Genomic DNA, 18010 nt, shown 5'->3' with positions numbered 1-18010 from the left:
CGCGGCTCTCGCGCGAAAGAGTTCACACCGGGAGGAACTTGCCATGCCGATCACAACAACAAGGCGCCGTCTGCTCGCCGGATCTGCTGCGGCGCTCGCGCTGCCGGCATTTGCCCGCGCGCAAGGCGCGATCAAGCCGCGTCTGACTGCGATCTCGCAATGGTCCGCAGGCAGCGACGGCGCGGCCATCACGGCGCTCGGCAAGAAATTCGAGGAGAAAGGCGGGGTTTGGCAGCACTCGCCCGTCCCCGGGTTCACCACCGAGATGATGAACAAGCTGCGTGCCCAGATCATGGCCGGCGATCCACCGGCCTGCTCGCAGCTCAAAGGTCCCGAGATTGCAGCCTGGTCGAAGATCGCCCCGACGGTCGATCTCGACGCCGTCGTCGCTGCCGCCGGCTACGAAAAGGTTGTCGCTCCAGACCTTGCAAAATTGCACAAGCCGGGGGGCAAGTGGATTGCACTGCCGTTGCAGATCTACAGCACCAACATGCTGTTTCTCTCCAAGCGCGCGATGGACAAGGCCAAGGCCGACAAGATCCCCGTCACATGGGCTGAGTTCAACGAACTCGCCGAGAAGATGAAAGCAGGCGGCGTCCCCTATCCCATCGCCAATGGTGGCACCCGCCCCGATGATGGGCAGAAGTTCGAGGCCGCTTTGGCAGGCATCAGTCCCACTTCATACCGGGCAGCTATCATGAATCTCGACAAGAAGGCCTTGGAGGGCCCCGAGATAAAGGCGGCCTTCGTACAGGTGCGCAAGATCGCCGACTGGATGGACCCCAACGTCGGCGCCCAGCACTTTTCGACCAACCTGAAGCGCTTCGTCGACGGCGACATGGGCATGATGATCATGGGCGGATGGGCGCAGGGCGTATTGCGCAACGCCGGTTTCAAGTTCGACGATTTCATTATCGCCCCGGGCCCGAGCGACAACAGCAAGCCGGTCTTCCTGTTGAATGCCGACGCCTTCATATTCTGGCAGCGCAAGGAGCCCGACCTGCAAGCCGGCCAGAGGCTGATGGCCCAGCTCGTCATGGATCCAGCGATCCAGACCATGTATTCGCAGATCACGGGATCGATACCCGTGCGCACCGACGTCGATCTCTCCGGCGAAGGCTGGTCGGACGGTCAGCGGCGGACCGCAGCAGCCCTGAAAGAGGCGATCGCCAGCAATCAGGCCGTCCTCAGTCTTGCGCACAACATGGCGCAGGAAAACGGCATGACCGCAGCGATCATCGACGTGATTACGGAGTACGTGAAGAACAAGACGATCAAGCCTGAGCAAGCCGTCACGCGCCTTGCCGAGGCCGTCGAGGGCGCCCGTTGACGATCGCCGTCTCGACAACACCGGGCCGGCCGGCTGCCTCTGAGTGGGTACGCCGGCTGCCCGAATATCTGACGATCTGGGTGCCGCTGCTGTTGTCCGCCGCGCACCTCATTGCGTTCTCGCTGTGGACGATCTGGATATCGTTCACACCATCCACTCTGGTCCCGGTCTCGGGCTGGGTAGGTTTACGCAACTATTCTTCGGTTGCAGCATCGCGGAACTGGCAGATCGCCCTCGACAATCTGCTGCTGTTCGGCAGCGCCTTCGTGTTGCTGAGTCTGGCGACCGGCCTCATCCTTGCGATCCTGCTCGATCAGCGCATTCGCGGCGAGAACGTGCTGCGGTCCATCTTTCTCTACCCCCTGGCGGTGTCATTCGTGGTCACCGGCACGGTCTGGAGCTGGCTGCTCAATCCTGGCCTCGGGATCCAGAAGCTGGTCCGCGACCTCGGCTGGACCTCCTTCCGGTTCGACTGGCTGATCGACCGCGACATGGCAATCTGGACCATTGTCATCGCAGCGATCTGGCAATCCTCCGGTTTCGCCATGGCGCTCTTCCTCGCCGGCCTCCGCTCAGTAGACGCAGACCTGATCAAAGCCGCGCAGATCGACGGCGCCGGGCCGATCCGGATGTACCGGCGCGTCATCCTACCGACCCTTTGGCCGATCACCATAACCGTCATCGTCATCCAGCTGCAGTTCGCGATTTCGACCTTCGACCTCGTCCGCGCGCTCACCAACGGCGGCCCCGGAATCGCCACTCAGCTGCCGGCCCTTGTCGTCTATGATTTGATGTTCCAGCGCAGCCTGCTTGGACGGGGAGCGGCGGCGGCGGTGCTCATGTTGCTCATTCTTCTCGCGGTTTTGCTGCCCTACGCGGCGTGGCGCTATGTCCAACGGCGGCGGGCGATCCATGCGTGACCGAACCTTCGCCCCAAGCCGGATTCTGATCTATCTCATCGTCTCGCTGATCGCTGCAGCATGGCTGGCGCCATTGGCTGTTGTCGTACTGAACTCGCTCCGTAGCAACGAGGAGATCGCGCAAGGTTCGATGATCGGCTGGCCGCACCATTTGGCCTGGAGCAACTATGCTGCCGCCTGGAGCGGTTTCTGCGTCGCCGAGACCTGCGCCGGCATCCGGCCATACATGCTGAACTCGGCGCTCGTCACCATTCCCGCGACGATCTTCTCCACCCTGCTTGGTGCGGTCGCCGGTTACGCCGTGTCGCTCTGGCGTTTTCGCGGCGATAGCTGGATCTACGGCATCGTGACTCTCGGCCTCTTCCTTCCGCAGCAGATGCGCTTGCTGCCCTGGACCATCGTGTTGCGCGATACGGGCCTGATGAACACGCTAACGGGCCTGGTCGTGATCCACACGATCCAGGGGCTTTCCTTTACCACCTTGTTCTGCCGAAACTACTACACGGCCATCCCGCAGGAGTTGATACGAGCCGCGCGCATCGACGGCGCCGGGTTCTTTCGCGTTTTCTGGCGCATTATCCTGCCGCTCTCTCCGCCCATTCTGGTCGTCACCGTGATCTGGCAGTTCACGCATATCTGGAACGAGTTTCTCTACGGCGTGACGTTCACGACCGGTCAGCAGCAGCCGGTCACCGCCGCGCTGATCGCGCTATCCGCCGCGGTCGCTGACATCCCTCAGCACGGCGTGCAGAGCGCTGCGGTGATCATCGCAGCGTTACCCACGTTGTTGATCTATCTCCTCGGCGGCAAGTACTTCGTCCGCGGCCTGACCGCCGGCGCCGTGAAATGATGGGGTTGTCATGGCAGCACTAAGCATTCGCGCCCTGTCCAAGCGCTACGCCAATCTCGAGGTGCTGAAGGGCATCGATCTCGACATCGAGAGCGGCGAATTCACCGTGCTGGTCGGCCCATCCGGCTGCGGCAAGTCCACGCTGCTCAACATTATCGCCGGGCTCGATCGCCCGAGCGCAGGCACCGTGGAAATCGGCGGACGCATCGTCAACGACATTCCGCCGAAGGACCGCGACATCGCCATGGTGTTCCAGTCCTACGCGCTCTATCCGTCGATGACAGTGCGCCAGAACATCACCTTCGGCATGGAATGCCGCCACGTGCCGAAGGCGGAGCAGGACAAGGCGCTGGCAAACGTGGCCCGGCTGCTCCAGATCGAGCCGCTGCTCGGCCGCAAGCCGTCGCAGCTCTCCGGCGGCCAGCGCCAGCGCGTGGCGATGGGCCGGGCGCTGGTGCGCGATCCCCTGCTCTTCCTGTTCGACGAGCCGCTCTCCAATCTCGACGCCAAGCTGCGCGTCGAGATGCGGATGGAAATCAAGCGGCTGCACCAGCGCATCGGCGCCACCATCGTCTATGTCACTCACGACCAGATCGAGGCGATGACGATGGCGACGCGCATCGCCGTGATGCATCGGGGCGTGATGCAGCAGTTTGCCGACCCCGATACCGTGTACCGCTACCCCGCCAATCTGTTCGTGGCGCGTTTCATGGGCTCGCCGCCGATGAACACGATGCCGGCACGGCTGGAGGCCGATGCTGGCGGGCCCGTGGTCGTGATCGGCGCGGGGCGACCGGACGAGGTTCGTGTCCGCTTGCAAGGATACGACGCCGCGGCTCCCTTCGTCGGCCGCGAGGTGGTGTTCGGGATTAGGCCCGAATGCATCGCCGAGGGCAGCCGCGTGTTTTCCAGCGATGCGCCCATCCTCGTCAGCGCGCCCGTGGAGATGATCGAGCCGACGGGGGCAGAAACGATCGTGGTGCTGCGGCTTGGCGGGGAGCCTGCGCTGGCGCGCATCACGCCGGATATCCGCCCTACACCGGGCGCCTCCGCCCCCTTCGCGCTCGACACGCGCCGCATCTGCCTGTTCGACCCCGAGACGGAGCGACTGATCGCATGACAGGAACGAGCTATGCCGGTCTTGAGGACCGCGTGGTGTTGATCACCGGTGGCGCCAGCGGCATCGGTGCCGCCTTCGTGCGGGCGTTCGCGGCCCAAGGGGCTCGCGTCGCGTTCCTCGATCTCGATGAAGGGGCCGGCCGGACGCTGGTCGCGGAGGTGAAAGCCGCGGCCGGGACCGCACCATTGTTCGTGCCATGCGATCTGCTCGACATCGACGCCCTGCGCGGCGCCATGGCTCAGGTCCACGGATCGCTTGGCGACGCCGCGGTCCTCGTCAACAACGCCGCCAATGATCAGCGCCAGGTCCTCGCCGAGGTGACCCCGGCCGAGTTCGACTGGATGATCGGCGTCAACCTCAAGCACGTCTTCTTTGCCGCGCAAGCGGTGGTGCCGCAGATGCAGGCACGCGGCGGCGGTTCGATCATCAACATGTCATCGATTGCCTGGATGCGCGGCGCGCCGGGGCTGCCGGTCTACGCCGCGGCGAAGGCCGCGATCGTCGGCTTCACCAATTCGCTAGCCCGGTCGGTCGGTCCCGACCGCATCCGCGTCAACGCGATCGCGCCCGGCATGGTGATCACGGAGCGTCAGCGCCGGCTGTGGTATCCGGACGAGCAGGCGATCGACGAACTGCGCACGCGCCAGGCCATTCCGGACGCAGTGACGCCCGACGACATCGCGAACATGGCGCTGTTCCTCGCCTCGGACGACAGCCAGCGCATCACGCGCCAGTGTTTTCAGGTCGACGCGGGTCTCGGCTAGAGCATGATCCGGGCCGCGTTCGTAGCGATCCGCTCTGTCTCCGATAGCACCCGTGTTGGCGCACCTCACCCTAGGTCCGAGTTGGGGCATTTGCAGGCGCTCCTACACCGCCCTGCAAGCGGAACCTGATCAAGCGACCCAAGTTGAAGGGAACGCATAGATATCTCGGATACTTGCAATGCATCCCGACAGGTCCACTTTTCTTGGCGTTGAGGCTTGTGACTTGACCGGCACCCTGCCGGAGGCCGACGTGATCTTGTTCGGCGCTTCCGATGCCACGCCGTACGTTGCAGGTCAGACGAGCCATGCCGCCAAAGCGCCGGACTTCATTCGTCGCGCTCTGCGTCATTATGAGAGCGATCTCACCCGCTGGGATTTTGATCAAGAAGCGGAGCTGCTCCCTCCGGCCAAATTGAGAGTCTTGGACGGTGGAAATTTGGTGACGGATCCCATGACACCCGAGAGCAACCGTGAGGCGATCAGAACGACCACGGAAGCAGTCCTTTCGGCCGGCGCGGTTCCGATCCTCCTAGGCGGGGATGACTCAGTTCCGATACCTTTCTTCCAGGCATTCCGCAAAAGCAAAGGGCTGACGATCCTGCAGATTGATGCCCATCTTGATTGGCGCGATCAGCGAAACGGATCTGGCTATACCTTCTCAAGCACAATGCGACGAGCCAGCGAATTGCCTTGGGTAAGGCGCATCGTGCAAGTTGGCTTGCGCGGCATTGGCGGCTCTGGTCGAGCCGAAGTTGACGAAGCGAAGGCGTGGGGCGCGAAGATCGTCACCGCAAGAGATATTCGGCTCCACGGGATCGCAAGCGCTCTTGAAGAGATAGAGGAGGACGGCGAGTGCCTGATTACTATCGATTGCGACGGGCTCGATCCGTCAGTCATCCCAGGCGTGCTCATACCGCAGCCAGGCGGCCTGTCCTATTTTGATGTTGTCGATCTCATGCGGGGTGTCGCGTCAAAGTGCAGAATAGTTGGGCTGGACGTCGTTGAGTTCGTTCCCGAGCGCGACGTGCAAAATCTTGGAGCAATTGCTATCTCGCGGATTATCTGCAACGGGCTAGGTTGTATTCGGACGAGCCGTGTAGCTGCTACTCCTGCCGCCATGCGCAGCTGAAGCGGTCGTCCGCAATGGGTCCACAAGCCGCCAATCACCCCGAAGGTGGGAGACTTCCGCTTTGCGCTGGCAAGCCGACGTTTATGAGGACACGTCCTAGCTCGCCGGCCTGCCCTTGCGCATCGTCGCCAGCACGATGTCGGCTGCGAGCACGCTCGGCGATTTGTTGCCGGTCGACATGATCGTATCGAGCCGGGCGAACGCTTCCACCTGCTCGCGGCGCAGCGGAGAATCCCTGAGAAGCTCCGACAGCGCGGGCGCCAGCTTCTCCGGCGTGCAGTCTTCCTGCAGGAACTCCGGGATGACTTCCTTGCCGATCACGAGATTGGCGAGGATCACCGAGGAGACGCGGATCGCGCGGCGCAAAATAAACGCTTCGATCGCGCCGACGCGATAGGTCGTCACCATCGGGATGCCCGATAGCGCGAGCTCCAGCGTCACCGTACCGGATTTGGCCAGTGCCGCGCGCGCGATGCGGAACGCAGCGCGCTTCTCGTTCTCGCCGACCACGATCTGAGGCTTGACCGGCCAGTTCGCGATGCCCTCGCGAATGGTGGTTTCGAGATGGGGCATGGTCGGCAGCATCGGTTCGAACGCGCGGCCCTCCGTCTGCAATCGGCCGATGGTCGCGCCGAACACGTCGAGATGGTGCCTGATCTCGCTGCGGCGGCTGCCGGGCAGCACCAGCAACACCGGCGGCTCGCCGTCACGGCGCGCCTGCTCCTGCGCGTTCGGCCGCAGCGAGGGCAATTGCTCGATCAGGGGATGGCCGACATAGCTGCATGGCGGCCCGCCGAGCTTGCGATATTCCTCCGGCTCGAACGGCAACAGGCCGAGCACATGGTCGACATAGCCGAGCATGGTCCGTGCTCGTCCTGGTCGCCACGCCCAGAGCTGCGGCGAGACGTAATCGACGATCGGGATCGCCGGATTGCGCGCCCGCACGCGGCGGGCGACACGGTGGGTGAAGTCGGGACTGTCGATGATGACGAGCGCGTCCGGCGCGGCCTCGGTCACGGCCTGCGCGGTCTCGCGGATCAGCCGCAGTATCTTCGGCAATTGCTGCACGACCGCGGCGAAGCCCACGATCGAGAGCTGCTCGATCGGAAACAGCGTCTCGAGCCCCTGGCGCGCCATGGTGTGGCCGCCGACGCCCACGAACTGCACGCCGTCGCCGAGCCGCTGGCGCAGCACCTTCATCAAGGCGCTGCCGAGCCGGTCGCCGGATTCCTCCGTGGCGATCAGGAATATCTTGCGCTTGGGATCCCGACCTTGCATCACGCCGGCAGGCCGATGACGAAGAGATATTTGGCGTCGGCGAGCGCGATCATCGCCTGCGGCTCGGCGGCGATGGTGTTGCCGGCGACGACGGCGATGCCGGCCAGCCCTGCTGCGGCGACGCCCTCGAGGGTGCGCGGGCCGATCGTCGGCAGGTCGAAGCGCAAATCCTGCCCGCTTTTTGGGACCTTCACCAGCACGCCGCGCCCGGTGGCGGCGCGGATGCGACCCTCTTCGCGCAGCCGTGCCACGCGCGCGAGCAGCGCATCGGTGCCCTCGATATCCTCGACCGCCACCACATGGCCGTCGATCACGACCGCGGCCTGGCCGATGTCGAACGGACCGAGCGCGGTCAGCACCGCGCGTCCGCGCTCGATGTCGGTCTTGCCGGTGTCGCTCGGCCAGGCGCGGCTGATGCAGCCCTCGGGCATCAAGAGGTCGGGCGCGACATCCTTGATCCCGACCATGCGAAAGCCGCCCTGCTCGAGAATACGCCCGACGCCGGACAGCAAATGATCGTCGCCGCCGCGGAAGGCGCGGATGACATTGCCGAGCAGCCGAAGCGTCGTGAAGTCAACCCGGACCTCCGAGAGCGAAGGCCGTACCAGCGTGCCGATGAAGATCAGGTCGCGGCAGCCCTCCTCGCGAAACAGCCGCATGGCGCGGCCGAGCTGGCCGACCGAGATCCAGCGATGGCGAAATTTTTCCACCCGCGCCGGATCGCAGGCCCCGCGAAGGGGAAACAGCACCGGCGTGATGCCGCGGGCGGACAGCGAGTCGGCGACCGCGAACGGCATCGCGCCGCCGCCTGCGACCACGCCGACCGGCGATGAAATTTCCGAAGCCGCCGATGTCATGCTTGCGGCCATCCCATCATCACTTCGCGATGGCGGGAAGACACAGCGGACGCTTGCCCTTGCCGATGAAGTCGAGGATTTCGGCGATCGCCGGATCTTCACCGGCGAGCGGCCGCGCCGCCTCCAGGCGTTCGGCAAAGGTGCCGGGACCATGGAAGAGTTTCTGGTAAAACGCGCGCACGGTCGCAAGCCGCTGCTTGGTGAACTTGCGCCGCTTCATGCCGATCAGGTTGAGGCCTTCGAGCACAGCATACTGGCCGTTGACGAGGCCGAACGGAATGACGTCGTCGCGCACGCCGCACACGCCGCCGACCATCACCTGCGGACCGATGCGGGTAAACTGGTGCACCGCGGACAGACCGCCAATGAAGACGAAATCACCAATTTCGCAGTGACCGCCGAGCGTGGCCGAGGTCGCGAAGATCACGTCATTGCCGACATGGCAGTCATGGCCGACATGGCTGCAGTTCATGAAGTAGTTGCGGTCGCCGACCTCTGTGATGCCTCCGCCGGCGACCGTGCCGGCGTTCATGGTCACGGATTCGCGGATAGTGCAGCCCGAGCCGATCTTGAGCTTCGTCAATTCGCCGCGATAGCTGAGCGATTGCGGCGGCGTGCCGAGCGAGGCGAACGGATAGATGGTGCAATCGTCACCGATCGTGGTTTGCGCGGTGATATGCACGTGTCCGATCAGCTTGCAGTTCGCGCCGATCACGACATTGGCGCCGATGATGCAATAGGGTCCGATCTCGGTGCCCTCGCCGATCACGGCGCCGCCCTCGACCCGTGCGGTGGGATCAATCTTGCTCATCAAGCAATCTAACTCGTCAAGAAGGGCTGGTTATGCGTTGAAGTCATTCGGTTTTCCGCTGGTTAGCGCGACTATGCCCGATCTGTCCAGTGACGTATGATCTCGCCGTGTTTCAAGTGCCGGATGAGGCAGCCCTCCCGGCTCATCAACAAGTTCACGCGGAGCTCAGGTATCGTGGTCAGGGCCCTCGCACTTCTGCTCGCACAGCTCGCCGCCGCACCGATCGTCTCCGAGACGATCGAGACCGGCGAACGCCGCCCCATCGACCTCGCGACATTCGAATGCCGCGACATCAGCCGCAGCACGGTGCTGCAACGGGTCTGTTACGACCGTACGCAGCAGACCCTCATCGTGGCTGTGGACGGCGTTTATGACCGCTATTGCGGCGTGCCAATCGACACGGTCGAGCGCCTGCTGGGCGCACCGTCCATGGGCCAGTTCTTCAACCAGAACATCAAGCGCGAGGTCAGCGGCGGCCGGTACGCGTGTCCTGCACGCGAGCGTATCCAGAGAAGTTGATCCCGCTCAGTCGGTCAGCATGGCGCCGACGTCCGCCTCCGCAACCACCTGGCCGTTGACCTTGGCATCGCCGTGAAACCACCACATCGCCTTGCGGCGGCCGATTGAGCGCATGTGATATTCGATGGTATCGCCGGGCAGCACCGGCTTGCGGAACTTGCACTTGTCGATGGTCAGGAAATAGACCGCGCGCGGCTTCTCGGTGCCCTCGACCGACTTGATGCCGATCACACCGGCAGTCTGCGCCATCGCCTCGATCATCATGACGCCGGGATAGACCGGGCGATCGGGAAAGTGGCCCTGGAATGCCGGTTCGTTGAAGGTGACGTTCTTGATGCCGATGCCGCTGTAATCGGTGCGGATGTTGATCACGCGATCAATCAGCAGCATCGGAAAACGGTGCGGGAGCGTTTGCAGGATCATGTTGATGTCCACAAGCTCGAACCTGACCGGTGCTTCGTCCGTCACTCCCGTTCCTCCTGCTTCGGATCGGCCTTGCTGTCGCGCGCCAGGCGCTCCACCGCCAAAATTTCCTTGAACCACTGCCTGGTCGGCTTGGCAAAAAAGCCACCCCAACGTCCGTTGGGAGGGACGTCGTCCTTGACGCCACTCATGGCAGTCACCTGAGCTCCATCCCCGATCTTGACGTGATTGTTGATACCCACCTTCGCTCCCAGCGCCACGTTGTCGCCGAGGGTCAGGCTGCCGGCAAGGCCGATCTGGGCTGCCAGCAGGCAGTGCCGGCCGATAGTCACATTGTGGCCGATCTGGACCTGATTGTCGATTTTGGTCCCCTCCCCGATCACGGTGTCGCGCAGGGATCCGCGATCAATGGTGGTGCCGGCGCCGACCTCCACATTGTTCTGGATCAGCACGCGGCCGGTCTGGGGCACCTTCAGATGGCCCTCGGGCCCGAAGAAGATGAAGCCGTAGCCGTCCTGGCCGATCGAGCAGCCGGGGTGGATCAGCACGTCGTTGCCGATCAGGGCGCACTGGATGGCGGTGCGCGCGCCGACATTGCAGTCCCGGCCGATCTTGACGCCGGGGCCGATCACGGCCCCCACACCCACCACCGTGCCGCTGCCGATCTCCACGTCGGGGCCGATCACGGCCAAGGGATCGACGATCACGCCGTCCTCGAGCCTGGCCGTGGGGTCGATGATCGCGGACGGCGCGATGCCATCGTTGCCGGTCCAGGATTGCGGCCGGAGGGCATCGCCATGCCATTCCCGCGCGATCCTGACGAAGGCGCGGAAGGGCTGCGTCGCCCGCAGCACGGCAACATGCGCGGGCACCCGGGCCTCGAAGCGTGGGCTGACCAGACACGCCCCGGCCTTGGTTGCCTTGAGCTCGTCGGCATATTTGAGATTGTCGAAGAACGTCAGGTGCATCGGGCCGGCTTCGTCGAGCGAAGCCAGACCCGTGATGATGTGGCCGCCCCTGGCGGGATCGACCAGCTCCGCCTCGGTCAGCGCAGCAATGTCAGCCAGCGCTGAGGCGGGCGGCTGTGTAAAGAAGGTCGGCTGCGCCATTCCACCCCGTTGCGGTCCGGCTTCGGCATGAAGCGGCCAAGCCGCATCATGCCTCATCTCCTGGATTGGCACGATCCCTTTGGGAAACCGGCTGCTGTGATCCGGGTCGTGCCGTTGTGATCGACTTAGAAAGAGGTGCCGCCGCCGAACCGGAACTCCTGCGTACGGTCGTACTTGCCCTTGGTGAGCGGCACGGCGTAGTCGAAGCGCAACGGACCGAACGGCGAAGCCCAGATCAGGCCGACGCCGACCGACGAACGGACGGCATTGCCGTTGTCATACACCAGGCCGGTACAGGTTCCAGCGGTGGCTGGATTGACGGTCGATGGCGTGCAGCTCGAATTCCTGGTCGTGGTCAGCTCGTTGGTCGCCGACCACGTCGTCGGACCCTGATAGTCGAACAGCCCGCCGGCGTCGGCGTAGACGGCGCCCTTCAGACCCACTTCCTTCGGCAGGAACCAGAACGGCATCTGCAATTCGAGCGAAGCACCCCAATATTTGGTGCCGCCAAGCGCGTCCTGCGTGCCAAAGGGATTCAAATCGCGCGGGCCGATGCCGTTCGGGGCAAAGCCGCGGACGAGGTTCGGGCCCATCTGGAAGTGATCGAGCATGCGCAGATCCTGGCTGCCGATCTTGTTGAGCATGCCGCCCTGGACGCGGGCGAGGCCCACGATATCGGACACCAGCGGTGTGTAGTACTTCGCGTCGACGACGGTCTTCAGATAGGAGACGTCGCCGCCGACCCCGGCGAAATCCTGCCGGAAATCGACGAGCAGACCATCGGTGGGGTTCTTGTTGTTGTCGAGCGTGTTGTAGGTCAGCGTATAGCCAAGCGCCGAGGTCAGGGTCTTGCCGTTGGCAAGCTCCTTGCGCACCGGCAGCGAGGCTTCACCGTCGCTGTAGCAGCCGAGGCCGTTCGTCGAGCTCAGGTCCAGACCATTGGCATTGGCGAACGCCGGGCTCGGATTGAAAGCCGCCGAGCCGATGACGTTATTACAGTTCGACAGGTAAGAGGGCAGCGTGATTTGCTGCTGGTAGATCGAGTAGCGCACCTGCAGCGACAGATCTTCACGCAGCGAGAAACCGAGGCGCGGCGAGAAGCCGAGCGTCTTGGTGCCGTAGGAGATGTAGCTGTTGGACCTCTGCTCACGCTGATAGAGGTCGAGACCCAGCGCGACCCGGTAGTCGAGCAGATAGGGTTCGACGAACGACAGCGAGTAGCCGCGGGCATACTGGCCGTAGGTCACCGCCGCCTTGGCGAACAGGCCGCGGCCGAGCAAATTGCGTTCGGAGACCGAGACTTCGGCCAGCGCGCCGTCGGTGGTGGAATAACCACCCGAGACCGAGAAGTCGCCGGTCGATTTCTCTTCCATGTCCACGAGCAGGATCACGCGGTCGCTCGACGAGCCGGGCTCGGTCGTGATCTTCACGCTCTTGAAATAGTCGAGGTTCTTCAAGCGGCGCTCGGCACGGTCGACCAGCGCGCGGTTGTAGGCATCGCCCTCGGAGACGTCGAACTCGCGACGAATCACGTAGTCACGCGTGCGGCTGTTGCCGCGCAGGTTGATACGCTCGATATAGGTGCGCGGGCCCTCGTCGATGTTGAACACGACCGACACGGTGTGCGCCTCGAAGTTGCGGTCGCCGCCGGGACGGACCACGGCGAAGGCATAACCGCGGCGCGAGGCCTCGATCTGCATCTCCTCGACCGATTTCTCGACCGATTCGACGTTGTAGAGCGAACCGACATTGACGCGCGAATAGTTGCGCATCGAGGTGGGATCGAAGTTCGGAATGCTGGAGCGGAAGTCGATCGAACCGACGCGGTATTGCGAGCCTTCCTCGATCTTGAAGGTGACGTTGAAGCCCTTCTTCTCCGGATCATATTCGGTGAGCGCGGCCACGACCTGGACGTCGGCGAAACCGTTCTTGAGATAGAAGCGGCGGATCAGGTCGCGGTCGGCTTCGACTCGATCGGGATCGTAGATGTCGCTGCTGGCGAGGAAGCTCAGCAGGTTCGATTCGTGCGTTTTGATGACGTCGCGCAGGCGGTACGACGAGAACGCGCTGTTGCCGACGAATTCGATCGACTTGACGCCGGTCTTGGCGCCCTCTTCGACCGTGAAGATCAGATCGACGCGGTTGTTCGGCTGCTCGATGACCTCAGGTGTGACGCGGACGTCGTAGCGGCCGGAGCGGCGATAGATTTCGGCGATTCGCAGCGTGTCGGACTGCACCATGGCGCGGGAAAAGGTGCCGCGTGCCTTGGACTGGACTTCGCCGGTGAGTTGCTCGTCCTTGATCTTCTTGTTGCCCTCGAAGGCAATGCGGCCGATCACCGGGTTTTCAACCACGGAGACGACGATCTGGCCACCGGGGCCGCGGTTGATCCTGACGTCCTGGAACAGGCCGGTCTCGATCAACGCCTTGAGGCCGTCGTCGATGGCGCCTTGATCCAGGCGACCGCCCGGACCCGGCTTGAAGTAGGAGCGGATCGTCTCCACCTCGACCCGGCGATTTCCTTCGACGGAAATCGACTGCACGGTCTGAGCAAGCGCAGACGAAGACACAAAAGCAGCCCCAACCGGGGCAAGCACCGGCGCGCCGAACATGATCAGGGTTGCGAGCAAGCCCCCCCGGAGTCGCAGTCCAAACTTCATCGCGCAACGCGCCCTTATCATTCCGTACCAGACCCAACCCCAAAGCCGGTCTGGAGATTCCCCAAGTTCAGGCCGCTTGTAGACAATTTCACCGACGCCGCAAACGGCCGAGCGCGCCGTAATTTCATTTTCATTCCAAGACGTTGCCCAAGAGCAACGCCAGGGCAACGTCACAAAAAAGCCCCTATCAGGATGCGGCCATCCGCAGGATGTCGTTATAGGTCGCAAACACCATCAACATCAGCACCAAACCGAGCCCGATTCGGAACCCCATCTCCTGCGTGCGCTCGGACAAGGGCCGACCGCGGGCGACCTCCGCCGCATAGAACATAAGGTGACCGCCGTCGAGCAGCGGGATCGGGAACAGATTCAACAGGCCGATCGACACCGACAGCACCGCGCAGAGGTTGATCACGAACTGGAACCCGGCGCTGGCGGCCTGCCCCGACATCTTGGCGATGCCGAGCACGCCGCTGACCTCGTTCGGATTGCCGTTTCCGACGAACAGCGAGCCCAGGAACTTGAAGGTGCTGGTGATGATGAACCAGACCTGCTCGACCCCGATCTTGAGCGCTTCGCCGACGCCGACCGGCGACGTCGAGGCCTCACCGGCCTGAGCCTTGTGTTCGACGCCGAGCACGCCGAGACGGTGGCTGTTGCCGAAGGGATCCTTGCGCTCGAGCAGCGCCGGCGTCGCGGTCAGCGACACGATGGCGCCGTCCCGCTTGACCTGGAAGGCAAGCGGCGAACCGGCATTCATCGCAACCATGCGCTGCATGTCGGCGAAGCTCTCGATCGGCTTGCCATCGATCTGGACGACGACATCGCCGATCTTGAAGCCGGCTGCCGCTGCAGCGCCGTCGGCGACAACACCGTCGACGCGCGCGATCGTGCTCGGCTTGCCGTAATACAGCGCCATGCCGGCGAAGATCAGGGCTCCCAGGATGAAATTGGCGATCGGTCCGGCGGCAACGATGGCGGCGCGCGGGCCGACTTTCTTGTGGTGGAAGCTGCCGGCGCGCTCCTCGGCCGTCATGGCCGCGAGCTTCTCGGACGACGGGGTCGAAGCCTCGCTCTCGTCGCCGAAGAACTTGACGTAGCCGCCGAGCGGGATCGCCGAGATCTTCCAGCGGGTCCCATGGCGATCGTTGAAACCGACCAGCTCAGGTCCGAAACCAAGCGAAAAAGTTAACACGCGAACGCCCGCCCAGCGCGCGACCAGGAAATGGCCGAGCTCATGGAAGAACACGACAATGGTCAGGACGAACAGGAAGGGAACCGCGTAGCCGAGGAGCCCATGGCTCAATGTATTGAAACTATGGACGAAAAAGTCGATCATCGAATTCCCTCATCCAGCGCCGCAAGGCCCTGGCCCCGAACCATCTAGGATGCCTTTAAGGCAATTTGAGGCAATAGGGCGGCAGCTCTATTTCGCGCAACATGGTCAACAGAGATTGCATCGTCGGCTGACGTCAGCGGAGCCTGGTTCCCGCCGCGGATCCAATCGTCCAGCGTTGCTTCCACCAGCCGGGCAATCGCGCCGAACCGGATCTTGCCGGCGATGAAGGCGGCGACCGCGACCTCGTTGGCGGCGTTGTAGACAGTGGTCGCCCCCTTCCCGGTCCGGAGCGCATCGAAGGCGAGGCGCAGCCCGGGGAAGCGCTCGAAATCCGGCGCTTCGAAGGTCAGCTGCCCGATCTTCGCCAAGTCGAGCTTGGCCGCCGGGCCCTTGATGCGGTCGGGCCAGCCAAGGCAATGCGCGATCGGCGTGCGCATGTCGGGTGAGCCGAGCTGGGCCACGACCGAGCGATCGGAGAACTCAACCATGCCGTGGATGATCGACTGCGGATGAACGAGGACGTCGATCTCGTCCGGGCTCAGCGCGAACAGATAGGAGGCCTCGATCACCTCGAGTCCCTTGTTCATCATCGAGGCGGAATCGATCGTGATCTTCTGGCCCATGCTCCAGTTCGGATGCTTCAGGGCTTGCTCGAGTGTCGCCTGCTCGATGTCGGCAGGCTTCCAGGTCCGGAACGGGCCGCCGGAGGCCGTGATGATGACACGGACGAGCTCGTCGCGATTGCCTGAGCCGAGCGCCTGGAACAGCGCGTTGTGCTCGGAATCCGCCGGCAGGATGCAGGCGCCAGCCTTCGCGGCGCGTTGCATGAAGAAATCGCCGGCGCAGACGAGGCATTCCTTGTTGGCGAGCGCGACATGCGCGCCGCGATCCACCGCCGCCAGCGCCGGCTTCAGTCCGGCGGCGCCACTCACGGCGGCCATCACCCAATCGGCCGGACGCGCGCCGGCCTCGATCACCGCGCTTTCGCCGGCGCCGCATTCGGTGCTGGTGCCCGCGAGTGCAGCCTTGAGCTCGGCAAGCTTGGAGGTGTCGGCGATCGCGACGAAGCGCGCGGAAAACTCCTTCGCGAGCTTTGCCAGCGCCTTGACGTTGCTGTTCGCCGTCAGCGCCTCGACACGGTAGCGCTCGGGAGAGGCGCGCAGCAAATCCATCGTGCTGTCGCCGATCGATCCGGTGGCGCCGAGAACCGTGACGCTGCGGACGGCCGACGCCGCAGCCTTGTTGTTACGCAATGGAACCGCGCTCATATTTTCACCAAACCATAAGACCGCTTCCGGCGCTATGCACACCATGGCGGAGAAAGCCGATAATCCATGCCACCAGGATGGCAGCGACAAAACCGTCCAGGCGGTCCAGTAGCCCGCCGTGGCCGGGAATTAAGTGACTGGAATCCTTGACATCGAAGCGCCGCTTCACCGCGGATTCGAACAAATCGCCGCAGGCCGACACGACCGACAGGACCGCGCTGACGAGCAGCAATGGAGCCATCTTTCCGAGACCGCAAGCGGCAAAGACGGCCGCGACCAAAAGGCTCGCGGCAAAGCCGCCGAGCGCCCCTGACCAGGTCTTCTTCGGGCTCACCCGCGGCCACAGCTTTGGTCCGCCGATGCTGCGGCCGGCGAAATAGCCGCCGATGTCGGTCGCCCACACCACGAGCAGCACGAACATCAGCGCGGCGAAGCCGTTCACGAGATCCTGCCGCAGCAGGATCGAAGCCAGCAGAGCGGCCGATGCATAGGCGAAACCGGAGGCCGCCCAGACGAACTTGCCCCGCGCGATCACCGTCACGAGTGCACCGCCAATCAGGCCGGTGATGACGGCGGTCTTCAGAGCGCCGAAGGCGACGCAGGATCCCATCATGGCGATGACGATGGTCCCTGCCCCGGTCAGCGCGACCGATCCCGCGCCCACCACCATCAGCCATTCCGCGAACAGTCCGATCGACACCAAGGTGACGAGGAGCGCCCATAGCCAGCCGCCGGCATAAGCGAGCGCAATGGCGAGTGGCGCCAGCACCAGCGCTGCGAGGACTCGCATCACGAGATTGCTCGGGGCAGGCTTAGAGCCGGCCGGTGCGGCGTCGGGTTCGCTCACGAGGCGGTTTTCGCGACCAGGCCGCCGAAACGGCGCTCGCGCCTGGCAAATTCGGCGATTGCGCCTTCCAGCGCCGCCTTGTCGAAATCGGGCCAGTGGATCGGCACGAAGACAAGCTCGCTATAGGCCGCCTGCCACATCAGGAAGTTGGACAGGCGCTGCTCGCCACTGGTGCGGATGATGAGATCGGGATCGGGAATGTCGGGGGCGTCGAGATGCGTCGCCAGTGTCTCGGCGTCGATCGTTTCAGGATTGCGCAGGCCCTCGGCGACTTCGCGCGCGAGCTTCTGGGCCGCCTTCGCGATCTCCTGCCGCGAACCGTAGTTGAAAGCGACAACGAGCGTGAGGCGCGTGTTGTCGCGCGTCAATTCCTCCGCCTCGTTGAGGAGTGCGCAGATGTCGCCTTCCAGTCCGTCGCGCTCGCCGATGATGCGCACCTTGACGCCGTCGCGATGCAGGCTCGCCAGATCATTGCGGATGAAGCGGCGGAGCAGGCCGAAGAGATCGCCGATCTCGCTCGCCGGGCGCGACCAGTTTTCCGAGCTGAAGGAGAAGATGGTGAGATAGCGGATGCCAAGCTCATGCGACGCGCGAACCACGCGGCGCAGGGCCTCCACGCCGCGGCGATGGCCTTCCGCCCGTGGCAAGCCACGCGCGGCCGCCCAACGCCCGTTGCCATCCATGATGATGGCAACATGCGCAGGCGCGTCGGACCGATCGGGTCCTTCCGTTGCGGGCGCTGCGGCGTTGGACATGAGGCTGCCTTAAAGCATGATCCGGAAAAGT

17 protein-coding genes are annotated in these 18010 nt (G+C 63.9%); 7 read left to right on the top strand and 10 right to left on the bottom strand.

Translation table 11 applies throughout. The annotated features are described in order from the left end of the window. The first annotated feature begins 43 nt into the window (after window positions 1–43). The 6 genes from IVA88_RS19945 to IVA88_RS19920 all read left to right on the top strand — a co-directional run bounded on the left by IVA88_RS19945 (window position 44) and on the right by IVA88_RS19920 (window position 6113). Window positions 44–1330 carry an ABC transporter substrate-binding protein gene (locus tag IVA88_RS19945; protein ID WP_247498908.1) on the top strand — a complete coding sequence of 429 codons (1287 nt, stop codon included), beginning with the start codon at window positions 44–46 and terminating at the stop codon, window positions 1328–1330. Continuing rightward, the gene (locus tag IVA88_RS19940) at window positions 1327–2250 is read left to right on the top strand and encodes a sugar ABC transporter permease (protein ID WP_247498907.1); all 924 of its coding nucleotides are present in this window, start codon (window positions 1327–1329) and stop codon (window positions 2248–2250) included. Before IVA88_RS19945 ends, IVA88_RS19940 begins: the two co-directional genes overlap by 4 nt. Further along, window positions 2243–3100: a carbohydrate ABC transporter permease gene (locus tag IVA88_RS19935; protein WP_247498906.1), complete on the top strand. Its 858-nt coding sequence runs from the start codon at window positions 2243–2245 to the stop codon at window positions 3098–3100. Before IVA88_RS19940 ends, IVA88_RS19935 begins: the two co-directional genes overlap by 8 nt. 10 nt (window positions 3101–3110) lie before the next feature. Then, a complete protein-coding gene (locus IVA88_RS19930; RefSeq protein WP_247498905.1) occupies window positions 3111–4220 on the top strand; it encodes an ATP-binding cassette domain-containing protein in 1110 nt (369 codons plus the stop codon). Next, window positions 4217–4984 (top strand): SDR family oxidoreductase, encoded by a 768-nt coding sequence (locus IVA88_RS19925; protein WP_247498904.1) that lies wholly within the window; start codon window positions 4217–4219, stop codon window positions 4982–4984. The genes IVA88_RS19930 and IVA88_RS19925 overlap by 4 nt, the downstream gene beginning before the upstream one ends. 223 nt (window positions 4985–5207) lie before the next feature. Further along, window positions 5208–6113 carry an arginase family protein gene (locus IVA88_RS19920; protein ID WP_247498903.1) on the top strand — a complete coding sequence of 302 codons (906 nt, stop codon included), beginning with the start codon at window positions 5208–5210 and terminating at the stop codon, window positions 6111–6113. A 96-nt stretch (window positions 6114–6209) separates the two neighbouring features. On the opposite strand, the gene lpxB is transcribed toward IVA88_RS19920, so the two are convergent. The 3 genes from lpxB to lpxA are packed head-to-tail and all read right to left on the bottom strand — an operon-like array spanning window position 6210 to window position 9059. Continuing rightward, entirely contained in the window at window positions 6210–7394 is a 1185-nt protein-coding gene (gene lpxB / locus IVA88_RS19915) for a lipid-A-disaccharide synthase (protein ID WP_247498902.1), read from the bottom strand. After that, window positions 7391–8248 carry a UDP-2,3-diacylglucosamine diphosphatase LpxI gene (gene lpxI, locus IVA88_RS19910; protein ID WP_247500357.1) on the bottom strand — a complete coding sequence of 286 codons (858 nt, stop codon included), beginning with the start codon at window positions 8246–8248 and terminating at the stop codon, window positions 7391–7393. The genes lpxB and lpxI overlap by 4 nt, the downstream gene beginning before the upstream one ends. A 19-nt stretch (window positions 8249–8267) precedes the next feature. Further along, window positions 8268–9059, bottom strand: coding sequence for an acyl-ACP--UDP-N-acetylglucosamine O-acyltransferase (gene lpxA, locus IVA88_RS19905; RefSeq protein ID WP_247498901.1), 792 nt, complete (start codon window positions 9057–9059; stop codon window positions 8268–8270). 174 nt (window positions 9060–9233) lie between these two features. Between lpxA and IVA88_RS19900 the strand changes: the two genes are divergently transcribed. Next, entirely contained in the window at window positions 9234–9578 is a 345-nt protein-coding gene (locus tag IVA88_RS19900; RefSeq protein ID WP_247498900.1) for a KTSC domain-containing protein, read from the top strand. A 6-nt stretch (window positions 9579–9584) separates the two neighbouring features. Here the strand turns inward: IVA88_RS19900 and fabZ are convergent, their stop codons facing one another. From fabZ to IVA88_RS19865, 7 genes are all read right to left on the bottom strand, one after another. Next, window positions 9585–10046: a 3-hydroxyacyl-ACP dehydratase FabZ gene (gene fabZ, locus IVA88_RS19895; RefSeq protein WP_247498899.1), complete on the bottom strand. Its 462-nt coding sequence runs from the start codon at window positions 10044–10046 to the stop codon at window positions 9585–9587. After that, a complete protein-coding gene (lpxD, locus tag IVA88_RS19890) occupies window positions 10043–11110 on the bottom strand; it encodes a UDP-3-O-(3-hydroxymyristoyl)glucosamine N-acyltransferase (RefSeq protein WP_247498898.1) in 1068 nt (355 codons plus the stop codon). The genes fabZ and lpxD overlap by 4 nt, the downstream gene beginning before the upstream one ends. Before the next feature lie 125 nt (window positions 11111–11235). Further along, complete coding sequence (bamA, locus tag IVA88_RS19885; protein ID WP_247498897.1) at window positions 11236–13770, bottom strand: outer membrane protein assembly factor BamA; 2535 nt, start codon at window positions 13768–13770, stop codon at window positions 11236–11238. Between the two features lie 187 nt (window positions 13771–13957). Continuing rightward, window positions 13958–15109 (bottom strand): RIP metalloprotease RseP, encoded by a 1152-nt coding sequence (rseP, locus tag IVA88_RS19880; RefSeq protein ID WP_247498896.1) that lies wholly within the window; start codon window positions 15107–15109, stop codon window positions 13958–13960. A 44-nt stretch (window positions 15110–15153) separates the two neighbouring features. After that, window positions 15154–16377, bottom strand: coding sequence for a 1-deoxy-D-xylulose-5-phosphate reductoisomerase (gene dxr / locus IVA88_RS19875; RefSeq protein ID WP_247498895.1), 1224 nt, complete (start codon window positions 16375–16377; stop codon window positions 15154–15156). Between the two features lie 4 nt (window positions 16378–16381). Next, window positions 16382–17224 carry a phosphatidate cytidylyltransferase gene (locus IVA88_RS19870; protein WP_247498894.1) on the bottom strand — a complete coding sequence of 281 codons (843 nt, stop codon included), beginning with the start codon at window positions 17222–17224 and terminating at the stop codon, window positions 16382–16384. Beyond that, the gene (locus tag IVA88_RS19865) at window positions 17221–17979 is read right to left on the bottom strand and encodes an isoprenyl transferase (protein ID WP_247498893.1); all 759 of its coding nucleotides are present in this window, start codon (window positions 17977–17979) and stop codon (window positions 17221–17223) included. Before IVA88_RS19865 ends, IVA88_RS19870 begins: the two co-directional genes overlap by 4 nt. Window positions 17980–18010: the final 31 nt, after the last annotated feature.

Origin of the sequence: Bradyrhizobium sp. 149, assembly GCF_023073915.1 — a bacterium.
GTDB lineage: Bacteria > Pseudomonadota > Alphaproteobacteria > Rhizobiales > Xanthobacteraceae > Bradyrhizobium.
This window is presented reverse-complemented; position numbering and strand designations above follow the sequence as displayed.